General features: G+C 49.1%; 19 protein-coding genes. 11 read left to right on the top strand and 8 right to left on the bottom strand.

What is annotated here, in order from left to right; genetic code table 11:
• Nucleotides 1-19 precede the first annotated feature (19 nt).
• Complete coding sequence (locus tag ACLO87_RS05335; RefSeq protein WP_430222976.1) at nt 20-1333, bottom strand: MFS transporter; 1314 nt, start codon at nt 1331-1333, stop codon at nt 20-22.
• Nucleotides 1334-1395: 62 nt separating this feature from the next.
• On the bottom strand, nt 1396-2550 hold the full coding sequence (locus ACLO87_RS05330) for an FAD-dependent monooxygenase (RefSeq protein ID WP_135867174.1): 1155 nt from the start codon (nt 2548-2550) through the stop codon (nt 1396-1398).
• A gap of 214 nt (nt 2551-2764) precedes the next feature.
• Between ACLO87_RS05330 and ACLO87_RS05325 the strand changes: the two genes are divergently transcribed.
• The gene (locus ACLO87_RS05325) at nt 2765-3232 is read left to right on the top strand and encodes a MarR family winged helix-turn-helix transcriptional regulator (protein WP_430222975.1); all 468 of its coding nucleotides are present in this window, start codon (nt 2765-2767) and stop codon (nt 3230-3232) included.
• Between the two features lie 275 nt (nt 3233-3507).
• Entirely contained in the window at nt 3508-3990 is a 483-nt protein-coding gene (bfr, locus tag ACLO87_RS05320; RefSeq protein WP_135866379.1) for a bacterioferritin, read from the top strand.
• 70 nt (nt 3991-4060) lie between these two features.
• Here bfr and ACLO87_RS05315 read toward each other — a convergent pair whose 3' ends face one another.
• From ACLO87_RS05315 to ACLO87_RS05305, 3 genes are all read right to left on the bottom strand, one after another.
• Complete coding sequence (locus ACLO87_RS05315; protein ID WP_430222974.1) at nt 4061-4816, bottom strand: class I SAM-dependent methyltransferase; 756 nt, start codon at nt 4814-4816, stop codon at nt 4061-4063.
• Nucleotides 4817-4906: 90 nt separating this feature from the next.
• Nucleotides 4907-6046 carry an acyl-CoA dehydrogenase family protein gene (locus ACLO87_RS05310; RefSeq protein ID WP_430222973.1) on the bottom strand — a complete coding sequence of 380 codons (1140 nt, stop codon included), beginning with the start codon at nt 6044-6046 and terminating at the stop codon, nt 4907-4909.
• A 330-nt stretch (nt 6047-6376) separates the two neighbouring features.
• Nucleotides 6377-7066: a tellurite resistance TerB family protein gene (locus tag ACLO87_RS05305; RefSeq protein WP_430222972.1), complete on the bottom strand. Its 690-nt coding sequence runs from the start codon at nt 7064-7066 to the stop codon at nt 6377-6379.
• A gap of 183 nt (nt 7067-7249) precedes the next feature.
• Here ACLO87_RS05305 and ACLO87_RS05300 point away from each other — a divergent pair, with 183 nt between their 5' ends.
• A complete protein-coding gene (locus ACLO87_RS05300) occupies nt 7250-7999 on the top strand; it encodes an SDR family oxidoreductase (protein ID WP_430222971.1) in 750 nt (249 codons plus the stop codon).
• A 123-nt stretch (nt 8000-8122) separates the two neighbouring features.
• On the opposite strand, the gene ACLO87_RS05295 is transcribed toward ACLO87_RS05300, so the two are convergent.
• On the bottom strand, nt 8123-8893 hold the full coding sequence (locus ACLO87_RS05295) for a class I SAM-dependent methyltransferase (protein ID WP_135867156.1): 771 nt from the start codon (nt 8891-8893) through the stop codon (nt 8123-8125).
• Nucleotides 8894-9055: 162 nt separating this feature from the next.
• Between ACLO87_RS05295 and ACLO87_RS05290 the strand changes: the two genes are divergently transcribed.
• Nucleotides 9056-9403: a two pore domain potassium channel family protein gene (locus ACLO87_RS05290; RefSeq protein WP_430222970.1), complete on the top strand. Its 348-nt coding sequence runs from the start codon at nt 9056-9058 to the stop codon at nt 9401-9403.
• An 80-nt stretch (nt 9404-9483) separates the two neighbouring features.
• A complete protein-coding gene (locus ACLO87_RS05285) occupies nt 9484-9840 on the top strand; it encodes a DUF6693 family protein (RefSeq protein ID WP_430222969.1) in 357 nt (118 codons plus the stop codon).
• A gap of 67 nt (nt 9841-9907) precedes the next feature.
• Here the strand turns inward: ACLO87_RS05285 and ACLO87_RS05280 are convergent, their stop codons facing one another.
• On the bottom strand, nt 9908-10795 hold the full coding sequence (locus ACLO87_RS05280) for a LysR family transcriptional regulator (protein ID WP_430222968.1): 888 nt from the start codon (nt 10793-10795) through the stop codon (nt 9908-9910).
• 214 nt (nt 10796-11009) lie between these two features.
• Here ACLO87_RS05280 and ACLO87_RS05275 point away from each other — a divergent pair, with 214 nt between their 5' ends.
• The 6 genes from ACLO87_RS05275 (at nt 11010) to modD (ending at nt 18627) form a co-directional block, all read left to right on the top strand.
• Nucleotides 11010-12098 carry an extracellular solute-binding protein gene (locus ACLO87_RS05275; protein ID WP_430222967.1) on the top strand — a complete coding sequence of 363 codons (1089 nt, stop codon included), beginning with the start codon at nt 11010-11012 and terminating at the stop codon, nt 12096-12098.
• A 54-nt stretch (nt 12099-12152) separates the two neighbouring features.
• Nucleotides 12153-13241: an ABC transporter ATP-binding protein gene (locus ACLO87_RS05270; protein WP_135865135.1), complete on the top strand. Its 1089-nt coding sequence runs from the start codon at nt 12153-12155 to the stop codon at nt 13239-13241.
• The gene (locus ACLO87_RS05265) at nt 13238-15022 is read left to right on the top strand and encodes an ABC transporter permease subunit (protein WP_430222965.1); all 1785 of its coding nucleotides are present in this window, start codon (nt 13238-13240) and stop codon (nt 15020-15022) included. Before ACLO87_RS05270 ends, ACLO87_RS05265 begins: the two co-directional genes overlap by 4 nt.
• Entirely contained in the window at nt 15019-16293 is a 1275-nt protein-coding gene (locus tag ACLO87_RS05260) for an NAD(P)/FAD-dependent oxidoreductase (RefSeq protein ID WP_430222964.1), read from the top strand. The genes ACLO87_RS05265 and ACLO87_RS05260 overlap by 4 nt, the downstream gene beginning before the upstream one ends.
• Before the next feature lie 14 nt (nt 16294-16307).
• Nucleotides 16308-17654 carry an NAD(P)/FAD-dependent oxidoreductase gene (locus ACLO87_RS05255; RefSeq protein WP_430222963.1) on the top strand — a complete coding sequence of 449 codons (1347 nt, stop codon included), beginning with the start codon at nt 16308-16310 and terminating at the stop codon, nt 17652-17654.
• 109 nt (nt 17655-17763) lie between these two features.
• Nucleotides 17764-18627 (top strand): ModD protein, encoded by an 864-nt coding sequence (gene modD / locus ACLO87_RS05250; protein WP_430222962.1) that lies wholly within the window; start codon nt 17764-17766, stop codon nt 18625-18627.
• Between the two features lie 121 nt (nt 18628-18748).
• Here modD and ACLO87_RS05245 read toward each other — a convergent pair whose 3' ends face one another.
• On the bottom strand, nt 18749-20752 hold the full coding sequence (locus ACLO87_RS05245; protein WP_430222961.1) for a DUF4139 domain-containing protein: 2004 nt from the start codon (nt 20750-20752) through the stop codon (nt 18749-18751).
• Nucleotides 20753-20948 lie beyond the last annotated feature (196 nt).

The following is a 20948-nucleotide window of genomic DNA, read 5'->3' as shown; positions in this document are numbered from 1 at the left end:
CTTCATCACCACAAACTGATTAGCGATTCACCACCTTAGCGGGGAAAGCCAACGCCAACAACCCACTACCTACCAAGCACACCGAGAAGAACCACAATGCTGCATGGCTGGTACCGGTTAAGTCTGTCGCCACCCCAATTAAGGAGTTACTGACCAAACCTGCGATGTTTGCCAAGGAACATGCCAGCGCAAAACCAGTTGCAGCCGCTGTACCTTTAAGGAAAGTGGCAGGCACACTAAAGAACACCGGCACCGCACCCAGCAATACGCCAGAAGCAATGGTGAACATTAATACGGTTAGCACCAAGTTATCAGAAACAAAGGTACTGGTTGCCAACGCCACCGCCCCCACTAACAGCGGAATGCACAAGTGCCAGCGTCGCTCACGATGGCGATCAGAACTTGCACCAATCGCCAACATACCAATCACCCCAGCAATGCTAGGAATCGCCGATAGCAACCCTATATGGAAAGTATCCACCACCCCTGTATTGCGGATAAAGGTAGGCATCCAAAAACCAATCGCATAGGCCCCTAACAAGATAGAGAAGTCGATGGCACCCAACATCCAAATTTTGACGTTAAAAAAGCCATCTTTGAAACTGGTTTTAACCCCTTTGCCTTCCTTATCGTCGTTTTCCAAATCTTTACGCAGCAGCTCCTTTTCTTCTGCTGTCAGCCACTTGGCTTTGTCGTAATGATTAGGTAACGCCCAGAAGGTCAGAATACCCAACAAGACACTTGGCACCGCTTCAATCATGAATAACCACTGCCAGCCACGGAAATCGTACAGACCATCAAAATGGTGCATGATCCAACCAGAAATTGGACCACCAATCACGCTGGATAATGGCAAACCAATCATGAACAACGCGATAATTTTTCCGCGTCGGTAGGTTGGGAACCATGTGGTCAAGTAGTACAAAACACCAGGCAAGAAGCCTGCCTCTGCCGCACCCAACAAAAATCTAATGGTATAGAACTGAGCCGGTGTACTCACTAACATGGTCAGACCCGACAGAATCCCCCATGAAATCATGATACGAGCAATCCAAACTCGCGCCCCTACCTTTTCCAAGGCCAAATTACTGGGTACTTCAAACAGGATGTAGCCCACGAAAAACAGGCCAGCACCCAGCCCGTAAACGGTTTCACTGAATTGCAGATCTTCCAACATCTGCAACTTAGCAAAGCCCACATTAATCCTATCCAGATAAGCAGCTAAATAACAAAAACATAAAAATGGAATTAGTTTCCACGTTATCTTTTTGTATAAATCACCGTTATTTTTATCAATATTTTTTGCGAAAACTGTGGCAGTTTCTGTGTGCATTATTTGTCCCCTAATGCTGCAAAATCATGAACGCACTCCTAGCAGGGAGTGCGTGTGTTTTTTTATTGAGCTTGTAAATCAGCTACTTTCAGTGGGTCAGCGTAGACATCGTAGCCATACACCCATGCTGGATCTTCCTGTTGCAGCAAGAAAGTATTGCCGTTAGAAACCGCCTGTACTTTGGTGGCACGTTCTTTACGTGTGCCTTCGTACAATGAAAATGCGGTGGCGTAATCTTCAACGCCGGTTTCTTCCAAACATCTGGCCAAAATAGCTGCATCTTCAATAGCCATACATGCACCTTGTGCCATATGTGGTCGCATAGGGTGACAAGCATCGCCCAACATTACCAAACGACCACGACTCCATAGCGGCAGCGGGTTACGGTTCAGCAATGGCCATTTTGTAATGTTCTCAGTAGAACGAATCAGGTTCTGAACGGTAGAGTGGTAACCATCGAAAGCTTGCAGCATTTCTTCTTGGCTACTGTCTACAAACGGCCCTTTGAAATCCCACGCCTCATGCGGCACACCTGTCACGAAGTAGTATTCGTCACGCTTACCGGTGGTGTAGTACACCATCATGTGGCTATCAGGACGCCACCACTTCACACAAGGCTCAAACTCATCGGCAAATTTACGCAAGCTTTCACCACGGATCAATGCACGGTGAGCTACCCAACCACTGTAGGTAGGCACTTCAGCGCCCAACAACGTTTCACGCACTTTGGAGTGAATACCATCTGCACCAATCACGAGGTCAGCATGCACTTCGGTACCGTCTTTAAAGGTCAGACGCACATAACCATCTTCTTCTTGCAACGACTCTAAACGTTTGCCGTAATGCACTGAACCTGGTTTCAAGCTATTGATTTGCAGCTCGTGCATATCACCGCGGTGAATAGTGATGTAAGCCGCACCATATTCTTTCTTAGCAAACTCGCCCAAGGGAATGCGCGCTAAGTAGTCACCACTCACACCATCACGACTGAACCAGAAATCGGGGTGAGAGCCCATGTCTTCCAATTGCTTTTCCAAACCAATTCTTCTGAAGATGCGCATGGCGTTAGGGCCGATGTGAATGCCTGCCCCCAAACGGGAGAACGCATCTGCTTGCTCGAAAAGCTCTACATCCAACCCCGCCTTTTGCAACAACGCCGCCGCTGCCGCACCACCAATGCCAGCGCCCACAATCGCTATGCCAACTTTTTTAACCATTTGATATGTACTCCGATAACTGTCTATGCTTCAAACATCCGCATTTAAAGTGTACACACTATTTATATTGATTTACATCAAATGATATTAGGGGTTTTCTCTAATAAAACTACAGTTTTTGAAGCGCACACACTTATTACGGCTTGTGTTAGCACACCCCTAGGCAACGCGCTATACTTAGTCTCTGTCTCACTCCAACACCAAAAAAATGCAGATGGCAGAAGAAAATCAACCTATAGATACCCGCGCTGACTATGACGTTACAGAGCAAATTGGCCACCTATTACGTCGGGCTACGCAACGGCATACTGCAATTTTTCAGAACAATATTGGCGACCCACAACTCACCGCCATACAGTTCGTTACGCTGTGCGCGCTGTACGACCGAGGCCCCAGCTCGCAAATAGAACTGGTAGAAGCAACAGCAGTAGACCAAGCCACTATCCGAGGCATTATTAACAGGCTTAAAGCTCGTGGGCTGGTACTGCTATCCACCAGTGATGACGACAAACGCAAAGTGATTATTAGCCTAAGCGCGGAAGGCCTGGCCTTGATTCAATCCCTGATCCCTAAAGCCCAACGGATCAGTCAATTAACCGTTGAACGGCTCAACCCAGCAGAACAAGTCGCCATCATTTATCTACTGAAAAAAATGAGCGATGAAGGCGAAGAAATCAGCTAGTACACTCGTGTTCACCACGCTACAACTTGTCTCTAGATGTAGAGACCAATGCAAAAAGGCCTCCTAAACGGAGGCCTTTTTGCTGGCATTATTACTACTCTTTCAACGCCATAGACTATGGCATAACAAGGCTATATTGCCCTTGTAAATAATTCCAACACCTTTGTTTCATATCAACGATTCGTCACACCTTCACCCTGCCCTGTGTTTCCTCAATCCGGCAGATCAATCTATACTGCTAGTATTGTCAAATAAATCATCGTTTTGGAGCGTATATGCAAGGCCACCCGGAAATCATCGCATGTTTGAATGAACTGCTGCGTGGCGAGCTGGCGGCTCGTGATCAGTATTTTGTGCACTCACGTCAGTACGAGGATCAGGGTTTCCTGAAGCTCTACGAGCGTATTAACCATGAAATGGAAGAAGAAACGCAACACGCCGATGCGATTTTGCGCCGTATTCTGTTCTTGGGTGGCAAAGCTGACATGCGCCCTCACGCCTTCACTCCTGGCGATACCGTAGAACAGATGCTGCAAAAGGATCTAGAAACCGAATACAGCGTGCGCGATAACCTGAAAGCCGCGATGGCTCTGTGCGAAAGCCTAGGTGACTTCAACAGCCGCGATATTTTGCTGGCTCAGTTGCGCGACACTGAAGAAGACCACACATACTGGTTGGAAAAACAACTGAACCTGATCAAGCAAGTAGGTTTGCAAAACTACCTGCAAGCCAAAATGGGCACAGAAGCCCAAGGCTAATCGCCCCACGGCGCTTGTCTGTACAAGCACCCGTGCAAACATAGGCCACACTCACCTAGCGGCGTGTGGCCTAGTTTTTTGTCCCTTCCACACTGATCAGTTCATCACTGCTTTGCGGGGCTCGACCATACTCATAGCCACCTGACACCACCACATTCGTGAAACCCGCTAACTGCAGCGCCATGCTGATTTCGCTTGGGCTCCACCAACGCAACACGAACTCTTCCAGCTCAGTACGTTGCAATTGGCCGTTTTCCCATAACTCGTAACGGTGCAACTCTGTACTGACTTGATTGGCGTAATCTACGTTCAACGGTGTGCTAGAAAGTGTCACTATACTGCCCCCGCCCACCTGCCATTTACGCATTGATGGCTGGCTAGTGAAGATAGCTTGAGCCGCATCCAGATCTAGCATTAATCTACCGCCTACGTTCAATTGCTGATAGAAATTACCCAGCACCGTACAGGCTGTCTCAAAAGAGTCTATAAGCTGGAAGGTACCCGCGGGAATAACGATGGCATCAAAACGTGGCGCTGACTGATAACTAGCAAAGTCACTCTGCACTAATTCGGCAGTTAACTGGTGCTGCTGCAGTGTAGAACGGGCAACCTCTAGCATGTGTGCTGAGGCATCGTAGCCCACCACTGTTTTATTGGCTTGCAACAATGGAACAAGAAACCTGCCGTTACCCACACCAGGCTCCAAGATAGGGCCGTTCACGTCACGCAAACGTTCTAGGTAATACGCCACATCACCAAAAGACACGCCTACAGGCTTATCGGTTTCATAGACTAGCGTAGACAACTGCCCGTACTTATTTTTCATTGTATTTTTTTACCCAAAGCTCACGCCTACGTCACCGTAGACGTAATGGCTATATTCTAGAAAGCTGGAATTATATCCCCTCGTTGTGCCTTAACGCGCGCTCATCAATGATCTACCTATGAGCATACGTTGAATATCGTTTGCTCCCTCGTAGATCTGCGATACCCGCACATCACGATAGATTCGTTCTACGGCATAGCTTTTGGTGTAACCACTACCGCCATGAACTTGTATCGCGTCTGAACATATTTTTGCCGCTGCCTCAGACGCAAAGACTTTCGCCATAGAGGCCTCGGTTAAACATGGTCTGCCGGCATCTTTAAGCTGGGCTGCACGCCATACCATTAACCGTGCAGCATCCAACTGGATCGCCATATCAGCCAAACGGAAATTAACCGCTTGATGCTCGATGATAGGCTTACCAAAGGTGATACGTTCGCGTGCATAGGCGGTAGCGGCCTCAAGTGCTGCACGTGCCATGCCAACAGATTGGGCGGCAATACCTATTCTGCCTTCTTCTAAATTCGACAGCGCAATACGATAGCCATCACCCTCTTTACCCACCAAAGCATCTAACGGTACGCGACAGTTCTCAAAGACTATCTGGGCAGTATCCGAGGCATTTTGGCCCATTTTCTCTTCAATGCTAGACACGATATAGCCGGGCGTAGAAGTAGGCACTAAAAAGCAAGAAATACCCTTTTTACCGGCTGTTTTATCAGTGACCGCAAAAACAATCGCCACGTCTGCATTTTTTCCCGACGTAATAAACTGCTTTACGCCATTCAAGACCCAGCTATCGCCGTCCTTCACTGCGGTAGTCAGCAAAGCGGAAGCATCAGAACCCGCCTGAGGTTCAGTCAAACAAAAACATCCTAGTTTTTGACCGCTGGCTAACGGTCTGAGCCACGTTCTTTTTTGTTCGTCTGACCCATACTTATACGGTATGCCGCACACTAGCGAATTCTGTACTGACACGATGGTAGAGGTGGAACCATCGCCAGCCGCGATTTCTTCCAGTACCAACACCAAGGTCATGTAGTCCATACCAGCACCACCCAGCTCCTCTGGAATGGCCACCCCTAATGCCCCTAATGCTCCCAACCCATCCAGCGCTGATTTAGGGAAGGTATAGTCTCGATCCCACTGTGCGGCAAAAGGGGTAATTTTCTGGTGTACAAACTCACGAATGGAATCTCGAACCATTTCGTGTTCGGGCGTTAGAAGCATGATTTAACCTTTACTCTGTATTCAAAATTAAAAAACACTGGCGCAATTTATTGCAGAACAACGTATTAGTGTTGCATTAACAAAGTAACGAATCTAGCTAGTAGATACCACAAGGTTATCCACCGCTACTGTTGATAAGGTTGGGGATACCGTTTTAACAGCTAGCGCCAAACCGCGAATCATAAGGCTTTGCCACAACCTGAGCAGTTTTTATACACATGCCTCACAACCTCTCTAGTTGCTCTTGGTAACACCTCACTTTGCGTCGACAATAAAAAAGAGGACAAGGAAATTACTTCCTTGCCCTCACAGTCCGCTATGCATTCGTCGTTACGCGGTCACTTGCAAAGCGGTTTGCTCCAAATGCTCTTTCAAACCCGGCTCTAACTGTAGCTGTCTGGATAGCTCGTCCAAATAGGCTTTTTCCATAAAAGAATCTGCTGAGGTGATTAACACACTAACTAAATACACCTCAGCTTTTTCTTCGGGAGTAGTCGCTAATTTCGCAATCGCAGAAGGGTCAGCAGGGCCTTCCAACTGCGCCGTAATCCATTGTTGCTCTGCTGCCCCTGCGGGTAGTTTTGCAAACTCAGTATCCAATAACGCTTGTTCTTCTTGATTGATATGACCATCTGCTTTGGCTGCAGAAATCATAGCTGCCAACACCAAACGGCTTTGATGCTCTAACACGGGGGCGGGTAGTTGCGCAAACTGGCTCGGTGTAGTCGGCGCTGATACCTCAGCAGGCTGACCACCTTTCTGCTTCCAATCACCATAAGCACGGTAGGCTAACGCGCCAATCGCGGCCACGCCACCATACATAGCTACTTTACCACCTACTTTTCTAAACTTCTTATTACCCAATAGCAGTGCCAATGCACCACCGGACAATGCCCCACCTGCAAAGCTCTTCACCGAAAAAGGATTAGAAGAAGCCTCGTCATTTTTAGGGGTGGTAGCTGATTTGGTATAAGCCTGAGCGGATTGCATCAATTGCTGCAAAACATTCTGTAGCGACATAAGGCTTGTACTCCAAAAAAATCGTAAGAAGTAATTAGATAAACATTACTGTATTTAGTTCAACTACCCCTACGGATTTACTCTGGTATTTACATAGGCACTACAAGGCTTAAACCTAGTTAGGCTATGATCAATGCTGCGTTCTGCACGTATTCATACATCTATAAACACCAAGAGACAAACATGCAAACACGACTAAAGCAAAGCATTATTGTGACGGGAGGCTCACGCGGCATTGGCGCTGAAATCGTTAAGCTCTGCACGCAAGCAGGCTATGACGTGTGCTTCACGTACCAACAGCAACGTGACAAAGCGGCGGCTCTAGTTGAGCACTGCCACGCTCACGCTGGCAAAGCTATTGCCGTACAAGCTGATAGCAATGTGCCTAGCGATATGGTGCATGTATTTCACAGCGCGCAGCAGCTTTCCCCCTTGTATGGGTTAGTCAACAATGTAGGAATCACCAGCCCAATACAGCCCTTTCACCTTATCGATGAGGCCACACTACGCCATGTATTTGATGTGAATGTCATCAGCACCATGTTGATGAGCCAACACGCTATACGCTACTGGCTACAGCATCAGTTGGCCGGCAATATTGTGAATATATCTTCTATTGCCGCCAAGACAGGCTCACCGCATGAATATGTACACTACGCTGCATCCAAAGCAGCCATTGAGACTTTCACAGTAGGACTGGCTAAAGAGGTTGCCACACAAAACATTCGTGTGAACGCCGTTTCACCCGGTATTACCCATACGGATATTCACGCTCTATCAGGCGAGCCAGATAGAGCTCATCGCCTTGCATCTAGAATACCTATGCAGCGCTCTGCCCACGCTACTGAAATCGCTGAAGCCGCGTTATGGCTACTGTTACCCGCTTCGTCGTATGTGACGGGGGCGGTGATTCCGGTGTCGGGTGGGTTATAAGCATTTATCCCCATAAACTGTGCATAAGGTTGGGGATTGTTGGGTAACAGCTTGCTGCGACCCAACAAATGCGCGCCCCTTAGGTACATGGAGCAATTTTTATACAGTTACTCTATATGTTCATCATGCCTGAGCACGGCAGCAAAACAGTCCTGTAGACATGGTGAAGCTACCTTCAGACTCGTAGTACAACGCTTCATGCACTTGCTTAGGTGCGCCTTGCTGTAAGGCACGTATGGCTTGTACGTTCAACTCTGGCGTACGCATACGTGTCACCCAACTGCTGAACTCTAAACGTACTGGCCATGCTTGCTTGTCTTGTACCTCAAAACCGGCTGCTGCCAACATACGTCGCCATTCTGTTTCTGCGTAATCACGCACATGCGAGGTGTCGCGCAACAACTCAATGGTTTGGAAATGCGTGTCTACCAATGGGTTCTCGTAACCTAACACATCAATCACCAACAAGATGCCGCCAGGTTTCAGAACGCGCTTAGCTTCGGACAAGGCGGCAGGTACATCACCCCAATGGTGCGCGCTGTATCGCGTGGCCACTACATCAAACGAGGCATCGGCAAAAGGCAAACTCTCTACTAAGGTTTGCAAGGTTTCAATGTTGTTGAAATCACGTTGTTTAGCGGCTTCTGCTACAACCTCCAACATACTAGGTGAGGCATCAGCAGCCACCACTTTAGAGAGCACTGGAGCCAATGCAAAGCTCAAATGCCCTGCTCCACAGCCCAGATCCAACCCCACGCCAGAGGCTGGCATATGTTGTGCTACATACGCTGCGGCGGTTTTCAGATCGTCGCCTTGTGCGTGTACGGCACTGCTCAAATAAGCACTAGCCTGTGAGTCGAACTGGTTAACAACGGATTCACTATGGGTACGCATATTCATTCTCCTGATAAACAGTGTCTACCCTACCAGCTCTATAAACCAGTACAAGATCATTGCTGATACTGGTATAAAAAATACCTGCAAAGCCCTTTTTCCTACTCGCCGTACCACACGGGGTACACTCACGCTGTTTATATCGGTATTTTCTTGGAGAGTATGGCGATGTATGAAAGTAAAGGAAGCCCTCTTTTAACCAGAAAGGACTTTCTGAAACGTATGCTTTGGCATATAGGCATTGCGCTACTATTAATTTTAGTGGTGTTTATGTTTGGTGTATTAGGACAGGTAGCCGTAGAAGATATCTCTTTGCATGACGCTTTTCTAAATACGGCTCTTTTGCTGGGCGGCATAGGTACACACAGCATGCCTCAAAGCGTTGCTGGAAAGCTGTTTATTGCTATTTATGGCTTTATTACTGGGTTACTTTTTCTTGCTTCTATAGGTGTCATTCTTGCCCCAGTAGCGCATAGAATTATGCATAAATTTCATTTAGATGAAGACTAAAACCTTTCCACTTTGATAGCGCAGTATTTTTATATTTTCTTTTATCTATAACTCTCTACACTATTCCTCAGGAAATTATGATGAATCCGCAATTCAGCACCCTGCAATTAAAATCCGAGCTCACCATTACTGAAATCATTGGCCACGGCATTATCTGGATTTTGCTGAGTATTGTGACCTTTGGCTTGGCGCTGTTTGTGTTTCCCTACTACATGCAGAAATTTATTATTAGCCAAACCTATGCTTATGATCAGCAAGGAAATCGCGTAGGCAGGCTGGTATGCACTATCGACTTGGCCAGCATTATTGGCAATATTGTGTTGTGGGCCATTATTAGTGTGCTGACGCTGGGTTTGGGATATTTGATTTTCATGTACAAAATCAACGCCCACTGCATGAGCCACACCAAGCTGGTGGATAGCAATCTGGTGTACTAAGCGCTACCACATGAACACAACGCTGATACCACTGCTACGGCAGACAGGTATCAGCGTTTTTTATCGCTCAACAGGTATAAGGCTGTAAGGCTTCCATTAAGCAAGCCCTGAACTCTGTCGATAATAACGACAGCGGTTTATCCATAGGCCTAACCAGCCCCAATGGAAACGGAATCACAGGCTCAAACGGAATAGCTACCAAGCCATTCTTGCTATGTGCTTGTGCTGAAATAGGGTCTACCACCGCCACCCCAGCCCCACTCGCTACTAGCACGCACGCTGGTGAAAACAACTGCGCATGAATACGTACGTTAAAGTGGGCTCTGGCGCGCTGGAATGCAGCAGCCAATAACGAATAAGTCATATGACTGGCATCTAAGGCGATAAAGGGTTCGCCATCTAAGTCGGCAGGAGTGAGTACTGAGCGATCAGCCAAAGGATGCGATTCTGGCACCACGCACACGCAACGCATGGTCATTAAATCGTAGTCCAAGCCCTGCGTATCAAAGGGCTGTTCCACTAACCCCAAATCCATATAACCGGATGCGATCCACTCACGCACCTCAACTGAAGGCCTAATGTGCAAATGCACTTTGACCTCTGGTTTGTCTTCTACAAACTTGGCAATCACTTGAGGGATAAATGCCAACCCTGGCCCCGGCAGCGTCGCAATCTTTAGCTCGCCCGCTTTGAGCTCGCCCATCCGTTTTGCACGCGCTTCCATTCTGGAAAAACCCGACAGCACGCTGTTTGCCTCATCCGCCAAACGCAACGCCTCTGGCGTGGGTAATAACCTGCCTTTCACCCTCGAAAACAGTCGCAAATTCAACGTCTTTTCTAAGCTAGAAATCAAACCACTCACCGCTGGCTGTGTTAGCCCCATTTTCTCGGCTGCTCTGGTGGTGGTGTGCGTTTCTATCACGGCTTTCAAGGCTTGTAACTGACGGATATTCATAGAGTTATTCCAATTTTCGGCCTATTTTCGCTAGGGGTTTTCCCCCGAATTTTCACACTATACCAAGCTCTATCCCCCAAAAATCAATAACTATAAATTTTTGTTATAGAAAAGGCCTTTTATCTTATTGGATTTTTAGGTTTTACAGATTCATACTTTCCTCCACATCCCCATCAAGAGGGAAATGACCTCACTAATCATTAGGAGACAGCTCATGAATCACTCTGATCAACGCAAAAAACAGGTCAACACCACCCGCAGAAATTTCCTGAAAACAGCCAGTGTGCTTTCTGGTGCAGCACTACTAGGTGCCCCTGCCATTGTGCGTGCAAAAGAATACCGTCTGTACACTCGCGACCCAGGTGGCCCATTCAGCGAGGCCTTCAGTAAAGCCTTTTACGAACCCTTCAAAAAAGCCACCGGCATTACTGTGATAGGCCAAGCGTCAGAATCTGAACCCAGTGGCATGGTCAAAGCCATGGTGGAGTCTAAAAACTATCGCTGGGATATGGCCCACCTGAGCAACTCCACACACTTGTCATTGGTAGAGCTGGGGTACTTAGAACCCGTTGCTCCAGCCAGTGGCCCCGGCCCAGCCCTAAGCAAAATCCCAGAAAACATGCGTGGGGAGTTTATTGCCGGTGTCGATATTTACGCCACGGTGATTGGCTACCGTGAAGACAGCGTACGCAAAGCACCCACCAGCTGGAAAGACTTTTTCGATCTGTCTGGCTACCCCGGTTTGCGTGGTTTGCGCCGCAACCCCTACGACACACTGGAAGAAGCCTTGCTCGCTGATGGTGTTAAACCTGTAGACCTTTACCCACTGGATGTGGAACGTGCTTTCAAAAAGCTGGATAGCCTGAAAAAAGAGGTCGGTGCATGGTGGGAAAACGGGGCCCAAAGCTCACAGTTCTTACGCACGGGCGAAGTAGACATGTTGCCGCTATGGAATGGTCGAGCACAGGTAGCGATTGATGATGGCGCCCCTGCCAAACTGGTGTGGAATGAAGCGCTATGGACCTACGAAGGATTCACCATTTTGAAAGGTGGCCCCAATGTGGACATGTGCCGTGAGTTTATTGAGTTCTGCTCGCAGCCTGAGCAACAAGCCATCTTCACAGAAACGCTGGCTTACGGCCCTACCGCCCCCGGTGCTTTTGACTTTATTTCGCCAGAACGCGCTGCGCTACTGCCGAACAACCCTACCTATTTCCCTCACATGATCCGCATTGATTCGGAGTATTGGGGCAAAAACAAAAACGCCATCACCGAGCAATTCAACAACTGGTTGTTGTCTTGATGGGTTTCCCCCACCAGCACTTTCTGAATCATTAGTTTGATAGCGACACACAGCATGAACCAACATTACAAATTACAGGTCAAGGACGTACGCAAGTCATACGGAGCCGTGACAGCCCTTGAAAACACAAGTCTAGAGATGCGTGAAGGGGAGTTTTTAACGCTGCTAGGCCCATCAGGCTCTGGGAAATCCACCTTATTGATGGCCATTGCAGGGTTGAATAATCCAGACAACGGCGAAATTTGGATTGATGGCAAGCTGGCCACGTACCTTCCTCCATTCCAACGAGATATAGGCATGGTGTTTCAAAACTATGCCTTGTTTCCTCACATGACCATTATGGAGAACATTGCGTTTCCTCTGCGCATGCGTGGTGAGAGCAAAGACAGCATCAACCAGAAAGTGAAAGAAGTACTGGAAAAAGTGCAGCTTTCTCACGTGGCTGAACGCTTCCCACGTGAGCTTTCTGGTGGGCAGCAGCAGCGTATTGCCTTAGCCCGCTGCTTTGTCTATAAACCGTCGATTATTTTGATGGATGAACCCTTAGGGGCGCTGGATAAAAAGCTGCGCGAAGCCCTACAACTTGAGATCAAACATCTGCATGAAGAATTAGGCATCACGGTGCTGTACGTGACCCATGACCAAGAAGAAGCCATGGTCATGTCCGACCGTATTTGTCTGATGAACAATGCCCGTATAGAACAAATAGGCACCCCCGACGAACTGTACCATCGCCCCAAAACCATCTTTGCTGCTGACTTCTTGGGGGAGTCCAACTTTATTGATGTACGTGTCAAAGCCCTGCAAGACGATACCGTCACAACAGAAACCAGCACCGGCACACTGCTGCACGCCCCCGCGTCGCCCTCTGTAGCCACCGGCACATCAGCCAAGATCATGGTCCGCCCCGAAAGTATTAGGGTGCTAGCCGATACAGAAACTGCTCACAACATACTGACGGGTGAAGTCACTGATGTGATTGTGGCGGGTGGCGTCACCAAGTCTTTTGTACGTACTGCCGACCACCCTATGCTGAAAGTTTCCCAGCTAACAGGCAGCAATAAGCTGCACAAAGGTCAGCAGGTACGTCTAGGTTGGACCACCTGCTCTGCAGTAGTGCTCACCAACGGAGGCAAACCATGAGTAGCCTAGCCTCTAGCGCACACTTGCCCTCTAAATGGCGGCTGGCGATGCCTATTTACCCCGTTGTGATTTTTCTGGCGGTGTTTTTTCTCGTACCCATAGGCACGCTGCTTGGGCTAAGCGCCTTGGACAGTGATGGCAGTATCACTAGCGAACATTACGTACGCTTATTGTCCAACGCGGTGTACCTCAAAGTATTGTTTGTCACCCTGAAGATTGCAGCGTGGACCACGCTCATTACCTTATTGGGTGCATACCCTATTGCGTACCTAATAGCCACGCTGCCCGCCTCTAAACGCAACTCGTTAATCATTTGGGTATTGATGCCCATGTGGACCAGTTTTTTGGTGCGCGCCTTTTCATGGATGGTCTTACTAGGCCGTAAAGGGGTGCTCAATGAGCTGCTGCTTTCCTTAGGCATTTTGGAAATGCCAGCCCGGCTGATCTACAACTTCACCGGCGTCATGGTGGGTACCGTACACGCCATGCTGCCTCTGTGCGTCATGGTGATGCTACCTGTGATGCAAGGCATAGATCAGAACTTGGTCAAAGCAGCATCCACCTTGGGGGCGAGAAAAGGCCAAGCCTTTTGGCAAGTGTATTTCCCCTTATCCATGCCAGGCATCACCGCCAGCGGATTACTGATTTTCATCACGACGTTAGGCTTCTTTATTACGCCCGCCCTGTTAGGTGGGGCTGACGACGCAATGATCGTACAGCTGATTATTTTCCAAATTAATCAGATGTTGGACTGGAGTTTTGCGGGTGCTATCGCCCTGCTATTTCTGATTACCACACTGGTCATTTTCTATTTCTACGATCAGCTCTTTGGCTTATCCAGCCTAACGGGTAGCAGCGGCAACCAGAAAAAACGCCTCATCAACAGCATGGGCAAACACGTAGGTAACTTCATATTGAAGGTGCTATCCGCCGTGTGCACGCTGCTAGGAAAACTCTACAACATGGTATTCCCGCTATGCGGTCACAAAGCTCAAAAAGAGCATTCACGCACCGTGCTATGGGTATGCAGTTTGTTGGTTCTTCTATTTCTGTGCTTGCCCGTGCTGTTCCTGATTCCGGTGTCCTTTACCGAAGATGGCTTTATGGCGTGGCCTCCCAAAGGGTTCTCTCTGCAGTGGTATGAGTCTGTGCTGTATTCAGAAGAATGGTTAATGGCGATTGCTAGGTCTTTCATCATTGCCATTTGTGCCGCCTCGTTGGGCATGCTGATTGGTGTACCTGCCGCCTTCTTTTTATCCAGACAACGTTTCTCGGGGAAAAGTGCACTGCTGGCCTTCATTTTGGCCCCTATCATCATCCCCAATATCGTGATTGCGGTTGCCCTGTTCTACCTGTTTTCCAAGTTGGATTTGGTAGGCACCATGACCGGCATGGTGATTGGCCATACGGTGCTGACGATCCCCTATATCGTCATTACGGTGATGTCTATTTTGAAAACCTATGACGTGCGGCTGGACCAAGCCGCCTGGACCTTAGGTGCCAACAAACGGCGCACGTTACTGCACATCACACTGCCCATCATTAAGGCTGGTCTGATTGCATCCTTTATGTTTGCTTTCATCATCTCGTTTGATGAGCTAACCATTGCCCTGTTTGTGACTGGCGGTGAGTTCACTACCCTACCCAAACTGATGTGGGATGGTGCCTTGCTGAAAGTTAGCCCTGCTTTAGCAGCCATTGCCTCGTTACTGCTGCTGTTCATGACTGCCTTTATCTTGATTACTGAATACATACGTCGTCGTGCGAAATCCTCACTATGAAACAAGCCTCTTCTTTTACCCCCAGCGCTGACAAACCTGCTATTACCATCATCGGCGCTGGCGTTATTGGTGTAGTCACGGCGCGCACGTTGCAACAACAAGGTCATTCGGTAACGCTGATAGATAAAGACGACCCTGCCGAAGCCTGCTCAAGCGGTAACGCAGGCATTTTGGCTGCCTATGGCGTAGTCCCATTATCCTTGCCTGGGATTTTGAAAAAAGCACCAGGAATGCTGTTGAACCCATCTGGCCCTTTGTCTATACGTAGGCAATATTTGCTGCGCATCATGCCGTGGTTATGGCAGTTCTGGCGCGCTAGTCAGCCTGAGCGCGTGGAGCATATTGCCTCAGCCTTATCCCCCTTACTGCGACATACCGTAAGAGACTATCAACAGCTTACCCGCGACACTAGCGCTCAACCCTTGATTGTGTCGTCCCCGGTGCTGTGCGCCTATAAGGACGAAGCTGCCTACCTGAATGACAAAATGGTGTGGGACTTACGGGCAAAACATGGCGTCACATGGCATACCCTATCGGGCTCCGCCGTACAGGAAATGGAGCCCGCCTTAACAAAAGACTGCCAGTTTGCGGCCGTGTTTGAGAACTGCGGCTACACCCTAAACCCTAAACGCTTAGTCAAAAGTCTATTTGAGGATTTCATGCACGAGGGTGGATCCTTTATACGTTCCGCCGTACAACACATACGTCCCGTCAATGCCACTGAGATCCGCTTGCAGCTCGCCAATAACGAAAGCTATAAGGCATCACGTTTGATCGTGGCGTGTGGTGCATGGTCTGGCCAGTTCACCAAAGCGTTGGGCGAGCCTGTGCCTTTGGAGCAAGAGCGTGGCTATCACCTGACGTTATCAAACTTTGACGGCACAGCCCCACGCTACCCCATTATGTCGCCCTCCCATAAAGTGATCGCAACACCAATGGAAACGGGGTTACGCATTGCTGGCATGGTTGAGTTTGGGGGCTTTCTTCCCCCTGACCCTAGCCGCGCCACCGCCTTGCACCAGCATCTACGCAGTTTATTCCCCCACATCAGCGCAGGCACGCCTTCATCATGGATGGGACACCGCCCATCCTTGCCAGATAGCCTGCCAGTCATCGGCGCTTCTAAAAAGCACGCCTCGGTGTTCTATGCCTTTGGTCATCAACATGTGGGTTTATCCAGCGCCCCGATGACCGCCCGTGTCATGAGTGAACTCATCGCCAACCAACCTACCTCCATTGATATCACGCCCTTTAGGGTAGATCGATTTTAGGATGCGCTCCCATCATGGCCTATGACCCGCTGACCGCCGACTTACCCACACAGCCACGCCCCTACCCTGCTACGTATTGGTGTGCTACCGCAGGTACCCCGCCCACCGATGACGGGCCATTGCTACATGCTCAGGACACCGATATCGCCATTATTGGTGCGGGTTACACCGGACTCAGTTGCGCCTACCATTTGGCAAAACATTACCGCAGCACCGTACACGTACTGGAAGCCCATCAACCAGGATGGGGATGCAGTGGCCGCAACGGTAGTTTCATGCGCCCTGCCATTGGCCGACTATCATGGACAGACAGTGTGCAGCGCTTTGGCCCTGAGCTCGCAAAAGCGCATTTCACAGAAGCACATCGTGCGCTGGCCACCATGCGCGAACTGATACTACAAGGAAACATAGACTGTGACATACAGCCTGATGGTTGGTTGAAAACAGCCCATCAACCTAGTCGTGTTTCTAGCTTGCTTACCGAGCAACAGGTCATGCGCGATCATTTCAACTATGACACACAGCTACTGCATCAGTCTGAGTTAGAAGAATACGGATTAGGGGGAGCAGAAGCCTCGGCAGCCTTACGCTTCCCCGATGCATTCAGCGCCCACCCGTTAAAGATTATTTTCTCGCTAGTGAAACAGGCCAGACAAGCTGGTGCGGTAGTGCATTCAAAGTCACCCGTTATCTCGTGGCATAAAGAAGGGGCTACCCATTACCTACGCACACCTACTGGCACCTTGCGCGCTAAACACGTAGTGATTGCCACTAATGGCTATTCCACCGAGCAGCTACACCCCTGTTTGAAGTCGCGCTTAATGCCTGTGCTGTCTAGCATTATTGTGACTCGTCCGTTAAGTGAGGATGAAATCCACCATAGCGGGTTTCGCACCACCAACATCATCACTGACACGCGCAAGGTGCTGAATTTCTATAGGCGTTTACCGGATAACCGCATCTTGTTGGGTAGCCGGGGGGCGATTACAGAAAGCCATCAAAGCCAACAAAAAATCCAAGACCACTTGCTTGCTACCTTGCAGAAAAAATTTAACGGACTAGAAAATCTGACCGTGGATTATGGTTGGAGCGGATGGGTAGCATTAAGTATGGACTCTATGCCTCGCGTACACACCGTAAACACAGACCGCAGCATTTCGTATGCCATAGGTTATAACGGCAGCGGCACCACAGCGTCGGTCTATGCAGGGAAGGTTCTGGCTCATCATCTTAAAAGCAACGCAGCCATTTCACCCTTATTGAACTCGCCACTACCTGCCTTCCCTTTTGCTCCGTTTAGGCGTTTAGGGCAACGTGCCATGTTTGCGTACTATAGGCACCTAGACAATAAAACCGGCTAAGTTGCTTCGCTAGGTTTATCACTCACGCTCTAGGGAATAACTCTTTTATTTTTATCGTTATCTACAGTACCCTATAGCGTTAAACCTTTTACTGTTGAGGTAGCCGCTTATGAGTCTAGCCCCTGTATATTTTGACAACGCCATGTTGGAAGACTGGCTTCAGGAAGACATAGGCTACGTAGACCTCACCAGCACCCTACTGCAATTGGGAAACAAGCCTGCCCGCATAACGTGGCGTACTCGTGGCGCTACGGTCAGCGCTTGCACCGAAGAGGTAGTACGCCTACTGCAATCGCGTCAGGTTACACACATCAAACACTTACCCAGCGGTCAACATGCCGCTGATGGTGACATACTGGTAGAAGCAGAAGGCCCTGCTCAGGCCTTATTAGATGTCTGGAAAGTTGGTCAAAACCTGCTGGAATACGCCTGCTCGGTTGCTCTGCGTACCCATCAACTGGTGGAAACCGTTAAACAACTCAACCCCCATGTGGGCATACTGACTACCCGTAAACATCCTCCGGGTTTGCGACGCATCGCCGTTAAATCCACAATGGCTGGCGGTGCCTGGCCGCATCGCCTAGGGCTATCTGAGACCATCTTAGTGTTCCCCCAACACCGTGCGCTCTTGGCTGAAAATGGTTGGGCAGAGGTCAAAGAAAAGCTACGCCAAAACGCTAACGGCTTGGCGGAAAAGAAAGTGGTGATAGAAGCCGCTACATTAGAAGAAGCGCTACTGGCTGTAGAGGCGGGTGCGGATGTCATCCAATTCGATAAGGTTGCGCCTGCACAATTACGCGAATGGTGCACTCCTTTACGTGAGCGCTACCCGTCGTTAACACTATTGGCTGCTGGTGGCATCAACAAAACGAATGCCGCAGACTATGCTAACTGTGGTGTGGATGGGTTGGTGACCAGTAGCTTGTACTACGGCCCACCCGCCGATATCAGTGTGAGTATGCAGAAAATTTAACGTGCATCGCGTGATGCTTACCGTCCACACCAGCGCTCTAACAATTACGCATACAACATGCGTATCTGTTGCGATACCTCACGCATGAAAAAGGGCTGTCACTGACAGCCCTTTTTAGCGTTTAGAGTTTACTGATTGCCTCTTGGAATCGCTGGCGCGCCTCTAGCCATTGCTGATTCTGCTTTTCTGACAACTGACGAAGTTCAGCAATACGGTCTTCTAGACCTTCTAGCTGTTGAGCAAATCGTTGTCCCAGATTACTTTGGTCACTCACTGCCCCAAGATTCTCACGTACACGAGCTTGTTCTTCAACTTGCTCTTCCAACAGCGACTGCGTGTGCTGCCAATCTTGTTGCGCAAGGCTTTGTTTCTCACGCAACGCAATTAACTCAGGCATCGCCGCTTTCCACTGAGCATTCAACCCGCCTTGATTCCAGTTGTACAGCACACTTTCACTCACATCATCCAGTCGCAACTCTTCCGCATCTAAACGACTAAAGGTGGCCTGTACTTGCAATGTTTCCCCGGCAGGTACTGTCAGCCGTAACCTGTAGCTCTGACTGGTTTGTTCCGTCTTGGCTGCACTGGTGAACTCCCAACCTTCCTGACGTGGGATGTCGATAATAATCTGACGCTCTTCTTGTGCTGCCCCCTGCACGTTATACGTCCATAGTTGGCTTTGCTTCCATGTACTTAAGGCTACACCATTCGCCACTTGTGTTTGCGTAATCTCACGAGCGGTTGTGCGCTCTTGATGAATTTGTACTTTGTTATCCCTAGCAAAATAAATCAGTCGTGCCTCACCACTAGGCAAGCCGCTAAGTTGCGCATCACCTATGTGGCCTAGCTGACGATCAAACACCGTGATGATGCCTGGAGGCAGGCTGCTATCTAGCGTGTTCTTCAAATAAATAGCGGCACTAGGGTGAGGGCTGCTTTGATTCTGAAAGTAAACAGACACATCCTCGGCTTGTACCTGCTGGTCTTGGAAAGGCACTGAAATAGTTTGGCCACTGGCTGCTGTAACAGGATCCGGAATGGTAAAACGCACGACGGTTTGGCCCTCATCCGTCATTGCTGCCGTACCACCGGCAACCCCAGCAGAATTTGCTCTTCCCCGTTCCAGCATTCTTTCTTCCCTCACCACCGCTGACTGTACTGCCCGCTTCGCCATCATGGGGGCTGCAACAGGCGCAGGCGCATAATCTGCAAAACTCGCTGAGTAATTATCTGGTTCAGGGGCTGTACTACTTCCTACCGCAATAGGTAGTTCTGGACGTGTATGCCAATACTGCTGCAACAATGCCTGCTGATACACCACTGGCGAACCAGAGCTAAGAGTCAGGCTGATGTTTTCCCAATTCTCGCCCGTTGTATTCTCTACCACTGCCCAAGCTTGAAGTCTGGCTTTATTATCGTTGTCTAACAAAAGTCTATACGTGGTTTTCCAAATAGGGGCAGCAATCAAGTAGCGCAGCTCTAGCTCTTTAGCTTTGGTAGGGGCCAAAGACAGGTGCAATTCGCGACTGTTATCGTTAGTCTGCCGTGCCAGAATTTGGCTGGCTTGCTGCAATTGCTCTTGAATACGAGCATCCAGTACCTGCAAGCTGCTGTCTGGGCCTAGCTCTACCGTTTGCACTTGCCCTTCGGTACTCAGCAACGATAAGGAATATACGGTTTTTTTCTCTTGTTCTTGCGCGTCTACGCCTAGCAAGGTGCCTCGAATGCTGCGCCCTTGCGAATAGGCCTGCACCTCTACTCCACGCAAACTGCTGGCCAACGCATGGATAGAACTAAGGCTATATTCGTTAAACGGTAGCCCCGCCAAACTGCTGTCTAGAGGCGCTTGCCCCGCTAGCGTTAAGCTTTGAATGCGCTGCTCAGCATCCGTAATCAGCAGAGTTTTGAGCACATCATCAACTTGACTCAGAGGCACGGTTAAGCTGACCGGGCCTTGTTCTGGAATAGTGACTTGCCTCACTACCTCAGCAATACCTGCCGTAGACAAACTGATTTCACGTATGGAATCCGCCCATGTTGCACCACCCCACAAGCAAAGACTAAGAGTAAGGCTAAGACGAGTGGTAGCACCAAGCCTAGCAACAGACAAAGGTAGAGCAGACATAAACATATTCCTAGTAAAAACAGTACGAGAATTATGTAGTATTGATCTGCCTAGGGTGACATGGCAAGGTAAGCAAAGCTAACAATGGTGAAATGAGAGGGAGCTACCGCTTCAGATCAGAGTGAAATCGGTGTGAAACAATCACGAAAACCCAGAAGTATTTGCTAGATTGTGCTTTCCCGAAAACAAAAAGGGC

The sequence above is a fragment of the Paenalcaligenes sp. Me52 genome (genome assembly GCF_050487965.1).
Classification (GTDB): Bacteria; Pseudomonadota; Gammaproteobacteria; order Burkholderiales; family Burkholderiaceae_B; genus Paenalcaligenes.
This window is presented reverse-complemented; position numbering and strand designations above follow the sequence as displayed.

What these genes read in the sequence shown, in the direction of transcription:
- ACLO87_RS05335 (WP_430222976.1), bottom strand. Translation starts at nt 1,333, where the DNA reads ATGCACACAGAAACTGCCACAGTTTTCGCAAAAAATATTGATAAAAAT.
- ACLO87_RS05330 (WP_135867174.1), bottom strand. Translation starts at nt 2,550, where the DNA reads ATGGTTAAAAAAGTTGGCATAGCGATTGTGGGCGCTGGCATTGGTGGT.
- ACLO87_RS05325 (WP_430222975.1), top strand. Translation starts at nt 2,765, where the DNA reads ATGGCAGAAGAAAATCAACCTATAGATACCCGCGCTGACTATGACGTT.
- bfr (WP_135866379.1), top strand. Translation starts at nt 3,508, where the DNA reads ATGCAAGGCCACCCGGAAATCATCGCATGTTTGAATGAACTGCTGCGT.
- ACLO87_RS05315 (WP_430222974.1), bottom strand. Translation starts at nt 4,816, where the DNA reads ATGAAAAATAAGTACGGGCAGTTGTCTACGCTAGTCTATGAAACCGAT.
- ACLO87_RS05310 (WP_430222973.1), bottom strand. Translation starts at nt 6,046, where the DNA reads ATGCTTCTAACGCCCGAACACGAAATGGTTCGAGATTCCATTCGTGAG.
- ACLO87_RS05305 (WP_430222972.1), bottom strand. Translation starts at nt 7,066, where the DNA reads ATGTCGCTACAGAATGTTTTGCAGCAATTGATGCAATCCGCTCAGGCT.
- ACLO87_RS05300 (WP_430222971.1), top strand. Translation starts at nt 7,250, where the DNA reads ATGCAAACACGACTAAAGCAAAGCATTATTGTGACGGGAGGCTCACGC.
- ACLO87_RS05295 (WP_135867156.1), bottom strand. Translation starts at nt 8,893, where the DNA reads ATGCGTACCCATAGTGAATCCGTTGTTAACCAGTTCGACTCACAGGCT.
- ACLO87_RS05290 (WP_430222970.1), top strand. Translation starts at nt 9,056, where the DNA reads ATGGCGATGTATGAAAGTAAAGGAAGCCCTCTTTTAACCAGAAAGGAC.
- ACLO87_RS05285 (WP_430222969.1), top strand. Translation starts at nt 9,484, where the DNA reads ATGAATCCGCAATTCAGCACCCTGCAATTAAAATCCGAGCTCACCATT.
- ACLO87_RS05280 (WP_430222968.1), bottom strand. Translation starts at nt 10,795, where the DNA reads ATGAATATCCGTCAGTTACAAGCCTTGAAAGCCGTGATAGAAACGCAC.
- ACLO87_RS05275 (WP_430222967.1), top strand. Translation starts at nt 11,010, where the DNA reads ATGAATCACTCTGATCAACGCAAAAAACAGGTCAACACCACCCGCAGA.
- ACLO87_RS05270 (WP_135865135.1), top strand. Translation starts at nt 12,153, where the DNA reads ATGAACCAACATTACAAATTACAGGTCAAGGACGTACGCAAGTCATAC.
- ACLO87_RS05265 (WP_430222965.1), top strand. Translation starts at nt 13,238, where the DNA reads ATGAGTAGCCTAGCCTCTAGCGCACACTTGCCCTCTAAATGGCGGCTG.
- ACLO87_RS05260 (WP_430222964.1), top strand. Translation starts at nt 15,019, where the DNA reads ATGAAACAAGCCTCTTCTTTTACCCCCAGCGCTGACAAACCTGCTATT.
- ACLO87_RS05255 (WP_430222963.1), top strand. Translation starts at nt 16,308, where the DNA reads ATGGCCTATGACCCGCTGACCGCCGACTTACCCACACAGCCACGCCCC.
- modD (WP_430222962.1), top strand. Translation starts at nt 17,764, where the DNA reads ATGAGTCTAGCCCCTGTATATTTTGACAACGCCATGTTGGAAGACTGG.
- ACLO87_RS05245 (WP_430222961.1), bottom strand. Translation starts at nt 20,752, where the DNA reads ATGTCTGCTCTACCTTTGTCTGTTGCTAGGCTTGGTGCTACCACTCGT.